The sequence below is a fragment of the Kineococcus siccus genome (assembly GCF_009906795.1).
GTDB classification, from domain to species: domain Bacteria; phylum Actinomycetota; class Actinomycetes; order Actinomycetales; family Kineococcaceae; genus Kineococcus; species Kineococcus siccus.
This window is the reverse complement of record NZ_JAAALN010000280.1, coordinates 1-4553: the sequence shown is the minus strand read 5'-3', so window position 1 is coordinate 4553 and position 4553 is coordinate 1. Positions and strand designations below refer to the sequence as shown.

The 4553-nt window shown below is 75.1% G+C and carries 3 protein-coding genes; 2 read left to right on the top strand and 1 reads right to left on the bottom strand.

What is annotated here, in order from left to right:
• Both GTR02_RS20035 and GTR02_RS20030 read left to right on the top strand, forming a co-directional pair.
• Positions 1 to 1533, top strand: a 1533-nt coding sequence (locus GTR02_RS20035; RefSeq protein WP_240896099.1) for a DUF349 domain-containing protein, incomplete at its 5' end; no start/stop codon positions are given.
• Positions 1534 to 1664: 131 nt separating this feature from the next.
• Positions 1665 to 2297, top strand: coding sequence for a hypothetical protein (locus tag GTR02_RS20030; protein WP_166609242.1), 633 nt, complete (start codon positions 1665 to 1667; stop codon positions 2295 to 2297).
• On the opposite strand, the gene GTR02_RS20025 is transcribed toward GTR02_RS20030, so the two are convergent.
• Positions 2294 to 4513 carry a RelA/SpoT family protein gene (locus tag GTR02_RS20025; protein WP_420814755.1) on the bottom strand — a complete coding sequence of 740 codons (2220 nt, stop codon included), beginning with the start codon at positions 4511 to 4513 and terminating at the stop codon, positions 2294 to 2296. The genes GTR02_RS20030 and GTR02_RS20025 overlap by 4 nt on opposite strands.
• Positions 4514 to 4553: the final 40 nt, after the last annotated feature.

The following is a 4553-nucleotide window of genomic DNA, read 5'->3' as shown; positions in this document are numbered from 1 at the left end:
CCCTCCCCCGCCGAGGCGGCCGTCGAGGAGTCCGTCCCCGCCGAGGCGGCCGTCGAGGAGCCGGCGGCGGCGCCGGTCGCGAGCGCGCCCGACGCCCCCGAGGAGGAGGCCGCGGACCGGCACGAGGCCCGCACCGGGAGCCCGGTGCCCGCGGTACCGCGCCCGACGCCCGCCGGCATCGCGCCCCGCCCCACGCCCCGCCCGGCCCCGGTCGCCCCGGCGGCGGTCGCCGCGGCCGGTGAGGCGCCGGCCGAGCCGCTGCACACCACGAGCGTGGACCGCGCCGCCGCGGCCGCCTTCGGGCGCGTCGACGAGGCCGGCACCGTGTGGGTGCGCCGCGGCGACGGCGAGCACGAGGTCGGTCAGTACCCGGACGCCACGCCCGAGGAGGCCGTCGCCTACTTCGTCCGCAAGTTCGAGGAGGTCGTGGCCCAGGTCGACCTCTTCGAGCAGCGCCTGCGCAGCACCGAGCTGGCGGGCAAGGACATCGTCGCGGGCGTCGGTGCCCTGCGGACCGCCGTCGCCGAGACGCACGCCGTCGGTGACATCGACGCCCTGGCCGCCCGCGTGGAGGCGCTGGCCACGGTGGCGGACGAGGCGCGCGCCGCGGCCGACCGCGCGCGCGCCGAGAACCGCGAGCGCCTGCGCGCGGCCCGCGTGACGATCGTCGAGGAGGCCGAGGCGATCGCGGCCCAGGACCCGGAGCGCGTGCAGTGGCGCAGCTCCGGGGAGCGGCTGCGCACCCTCTTCGAGGAGTGGAAGGCCGCCCAGCGCGAGGGACGGCTGGACAAGCGCACCGAGGACGAGCTCTGGAAGCGGTTCAGCCACGCCCGCAGCTCCTTCGACAAGGTGCGCCGCCACCACTTCGCGGCCCTCGGTGAGCAGCGCTCCTCGATCCGCACCGACAAGGAGAAGCTGGTCGCCGAGGCCGAGGCGCTCTCCACGTCGACGGACTGGCGCGGCACCACCAACGCCTACCGCGCGCTCATGGACCGGTGGAAGGCGGCGGGCCGGCTGGGCCGCAAGGACGACGACGCCCTCTGGGACCGCTTCCGCGCGGCGCAGGACGTCTTCTTCGCGGCGCGCACGGCCGCCACCGACGAGGTGGACGAGGAGTTCCGCACCAACCTCGCCGTGAAGGAGGAGCTGCTGACGGAGGCCGAGGCGCTGCTGCCCGTGCGCGACCTGGGGGCGGCGAAGAAGGCGCTGAGCAGCATCCAGGACCGCTGGGAGGCGGCCGGCAAGGTGCCCCGCGGCGACCTCCAGCGCATCGAGGCGCGCCTGCGGGCCGTGGAGACCGCGGTCCGCGACGTCGAGGAGACGCGCAAGCCGCGCGTGACCTCCGACGCGGAGGTCCGCGCCCAGGGGGTCGTGAACCAGCTCGAGGAGGCCATCCGCGGTCTGCAGGCGGACGTGGACCGCGCGCGCGAGCGCGGCGACGCCCGCCGCCTGGCCAAGGCCGAGGAGGCGCTGCGCGCGCGCCAGGAGTGGCTGGACTCCGCGCGGTCCACGCTGCGCGACGTCGCTCGCTGAGCTGACGCACGCCCGCTGACGCACGCCCGCTGACGCCGCCGCCGGGTCCACCGACCCGCGGCGGCGTCCGTCGTCCACAGGCCTGGTCCGGGACGGCTCCCCGGCGGGCCGCGAGGCGGTGGACTGTCCCCGTGACCGCACCCGCCGATCCGCACCTGCCCACGCGCACCTGGCTGCGCACGCTCCTGCAGCCCGAGGTCAGCGCCGACCCCGCCCGGCCGCACCGCCCCGGGCCGGGCGAGGCCGAGCGGGCGGCCGCCGCGCGGGACGTGCGCGACGGCCTGCTGCGGCGGGTCGTGGGTGACGTCGTCGTCGCCGCGGACGTGCGGCTCGACGCGGAGGGCCGCGCGGCGGCGCTCGCCCTGCTCCTGCCGCCCGGTGCCGTCGCGCTGGGGGCGAGCGCCGCCTGGGTGCTCGCGGGGGACCCGCTGCCCGTGCCCGGGGTGCTGGAGGTGGCCCTCGCTCCCGCGGCCGCCCGGCGGCTGCAGCGCGACGGGTCGTGCGGGGGGACCCGCGTCGCGGCGACCCGCTCGGTCCCCGGAGCGCACGACGTGCTGGACCTGGGGCCGCTGCGGGTCACCACGCCGACCCGGACGCTCCTCGACGTGGCGCGGACGGCGCCCCACCGCGCGGGCGCCGTGCGGCGGGCGCTGCTCGCGGCGGGCCACGACCTCACGGGGCTCGCGGACACGGGCTCCGCGGCACGGGGCGCGGCGCACGTGCGCCAGGCCCGGCGCGTGCTCGCGCTGGTGCCCGCGCCCTAGTCGCGGGGGCGCGAGGCCATCACGCGGTAGGCGTCGAAGACCCCGTCGACGCGACGCACCGCGGACAGCACGTGCCCGAGGTGGTTCGGCTCGGCCATCTCGAAGGAGAACTTCGACACGGCGACGCGGTCGCGGCTGGTGCTCACGGTCGCGGAGAGGATGTTGACGTGGTTGTCGGACAGGACCCGGGTGACGTCGGACAGGAGCCGGGCCCGGTCCAGGGCCTCGACCTGGATCTGGACCAGGAACAACCGGGAGGCCACGGCCGCCCACGCGACGTCGACGATGCGCTCGGGCTCCGCCCGCAGGCGCGCGACGTTCTCGCAGTCCTCGCGGTGCACCGAGACCCCGGCGCCGCGGGTGACGAACCCGACGATCGGGTCCTGCGGGACGGGCGTGCAGCAGCGGGCCAGCTTGACCCACACGTCGTCGCTGCCGTTGACGACGACGCCCGCGTCGGCGCTGCGGGGCGCGCGGCGCGTCTGCCCGGGGGTCGTGGCCTCGGCGATGTCCTCCTCGGCGCCGACCTCGCCGCCGACCGCGACGACCAGGCGCTCGACCACGTGCTGCGCCGAGACGTGCCCCTCGCCGACGGCGGCGTACAGGGACGAGACGTCGGCGTAGCGCAGGTCGCGCGCCACCCCGACCAGCGACTCGTGCGACAGCAGCCGCTGCAGCGGCAGGTGCTGCTTGCGCATCGCCTTGGCGATGGCGTCCTTGCCGTTGTCGATGGCCTCTTCGCGGCGCTCCTTGGAGAAGAACTGCTTGATCTTGTTCCGGGCGCGCGGGCTCTTGACGAAGGTCAGCCAGTCCCGGCTCGGCCCGGCGCCGTCGGCCTTCGACGTGAAGATCTCGACGAGGTCGCCGTTGTCGAGGGTCGACTCGAGCGGCACGAGCCGGCCGTTGACGCGGGCCCCCATCGTCCGGTGGCCGACCTCGGTGTGCACGGCGTAGGCGAAGTCCACGGGCGTCGACCCGGCCGGCAGGGCCTGCACGTCACCCTTGGGCGTGAAGACGAAGACCTCGCTGGCGGTGAGGTCGAAGCGGAGGTTGTCGAGGAAGTCGCTCGGGTCCTTGTTCTCCTGCTGCCAGTCGACGACCTGCTTGAGCCAGGCGTTCTGCTGGTCCCCCGTGGAGTTCGGGTCGTCCTTGTACTTCCAGTGAGCCGCGACGCCGTACTCGGCGCGACGGTGCATGAGGTGGGTGCGGATCTGGATCTCGACGGGCTTGCCCTCGGGCCCGATGACCGTCGTGTGCAGCGACTGGTACATGTTGAACTTGGGCATCGCGATGTAGTCCTTGAACCGGCCGGGGACCGGGTTCCACCGCGCGTGCAGCGCACCGAGGACGGCGTAGCAGTCCCGCACCGAGTCGACCAGGACGCGCACGCCGACCAGGTCGTAGATCTCCGCGAAGTCGCGGCCGCGCACGATCATCTTCTGGTAGATCGAGTAGTAGTGCTTGGGCCGGCCGCTCACGGCGGCGCGGACGCGCGCCGCCTTGAGGTCCTCCTCGATCTGCTCGCGGACGCCGGCCAGGTAGTCCTCGCGGGCCGGTGCGCGCTCGGCGACCAGCCGGACGATCTCGTCGAAGCGCTTGGGGTACACCGTCGCGAACGACAGGTCCTCCAGCTCCCACTTGATCGTGTTCATGCCGAGGCGGTGGGCCAGGGGCGCGTAGATCTCCAGCGTCTCCCGCGCCTTGCGCTCGGCGGACGCGGCCGAGACGTAGCGCCAGGTCCGGGCGTTGTGCAGGCGGTCGGCGAGCTTGATGACGAGGACGCGGATGTCCTTGGCCATGGCCACGACCATCTTGCGGACGGTCTCGGCCTGCGCCGCATCGCCGTAGGTGACCTTGTCGAGCTTCGTGACCCCGTCCACCAGCAGGGCGATCTCGTCGCCGAACTCCCCGCGCAGCTGGGCCAGGGAGTAGTCGGTGTCCTCGACGGTGTCGTGCAGCAGCGCGGCCGCGAGCGTCGGCGGGGTCATGCCCAGCTCGGCGAGGATGGTCGCCACGGCCACGGGGTGGGTGATGTACGGGTCCCCGCTCTTGCGGCGCTGCCCGTCGTGCGCGCGCTCGGCGCGCTCGTAGGCCCGCTCCACGACGGACAGGTCCGCCTTGGGGTGCGTGCCGCGCACCGTGCGCAGCAGGGGTTCGAGCACGGGCGAGACCGTGGACGAGCGGTGCTGGCCGAAGCGGGCGAGGCGCGTGAGCATGCGGCCGGCGGTGACGGGCCCCGTGTGGGCGGGGTCGGGC